General features: G+C 32.6%; 2 protein-coding genes. Both read left to right on the top strand.

The genetic code is table 11. The features are described 5' to 3' along the window. The coding region (locus F890_RS17515; protein ID WP_005268306.1) for a conjugal transfer protein TraD at positions 1 to 198 on the top strand (198 nt) is incomplete at its 5' end. Positions 199 to 262: 64 nt separating this feature from the next. Continuing rightward, positions 263 to 907, top strand: coding sequence for a LysE family translocator (locus F890_RS17510; protein WP_005253921.1), 645 nt, complete (start codon positions 263 to 265; stop codon positions 905 to 907). The last annotated feature ends 296 nt before the right edge of the window (positions 908 to 1,203 follow it).

The following is a 1,203-nucleotide window of genomic DNA, read 5'->3' as shown; positions in this document are numbered from 1 at the left end:
AAAGCTCGTACACGCCACCTTATCCAATTAGGCGCACTTTTTGAGATTGCTAAGCTAGATCAGCGTGATCCTGCTGAATTGCTTGGAGTACTTATAAAAACTGCTGAAATTGATCCAAATGATATGAAGTGGCAAATTTGGAAAGATTTAGGACAAGAAATGTTAAATAAAAGAAGTAATGAAAATAAAAAATCTTAAAGTTTAGTTGATGTTTACCATATTAATTTATGATTGCGTTCAATTCATATGACAAAAGACTTCAATGATTTATTTTAATGAGTTCCTACTTTTAGCAATTATTCATTTTTTAGCAGTTGTAGCACCGGGACCAGACTTCGCTGTAGTTGTTCAACAAAGTATTTCTTACGGTAGAAAAATAGGAGCAATAACAGCCTTAGGTATAGGAGCAGGAATTTCAGTCCATGTAATTTATACAATTTTAGGGTTTGGATTACTGATTCAAACAAATGCTATTGTATTTAATACAGTTAAAATAATATCTGCCTTATATCTAATATATCTAGGAATTAACTTAATTAAAGGTAATCTTAAAAAAGAGAAATCTAACGTAAATGATTCAGAAATAACAATTAATAATAATGACTTAACTTCAAAAAAATCAGCATTCTTAAAAGGATTTATAACAAATGCTACAAATCCAAAAGCAACAATTTTCTTCTTAGGAATTTTTACAACAGTTGTAAATCAAAATACCCCTATGCAAGTTCAATTTTTATATGGAATTTGGATGTGCATGGTAAATGCTGGATGGTTTATTTTAGTAGCGTATTTATTTACTACTAAAAATATTAGAAATGTATTCTTAAAGAAAAAAGGATTATTCGAAATTTTTATGGGTATCGTGTTAATAGGCTTAGCGTTACGACTTCTCTTAACATTCAACTGAATAGCCTAAGCAGAAAAGTAAAAACAACTACCTCGACTACTAAACACAATAAAAGCTAAAAGCAAGTGCTCTCAACTTCTCAACTCGCCTCCAAAGCGTCGCACTTCGTGCTTTGGCTTTGGAAACGGTTGAGAGAGTTTCGGCAATACTCACCCTAAGGGACGACTTTTAAAAAAAGTCATTTCCCTTAAGTATTGCCGATTTACCTGTATATATTTGGCTTCGGAGCCACGTATATCGGTCGTATCCGCACATAGCTTTGCTGACTATGCAGACAAGGACTCAAAGTCTTGCAC

Origin of the sequence: Acinetobacter sp. CIP 64.7 (genome assembly GCF_000369745.1) — a bacterium.
GTDB lineage: Bacteria > Pseudomonadota > Gammaproteobacteria > Pseudomonadales > Moraxellaceae > Acinetobacter > Acinetobacter fasciculus.
The sequence above is the reverse complement of the archived record's forward strand: the minus strand, read 5'-3'. Positions and strand labels throughout refer to the sequence as shown.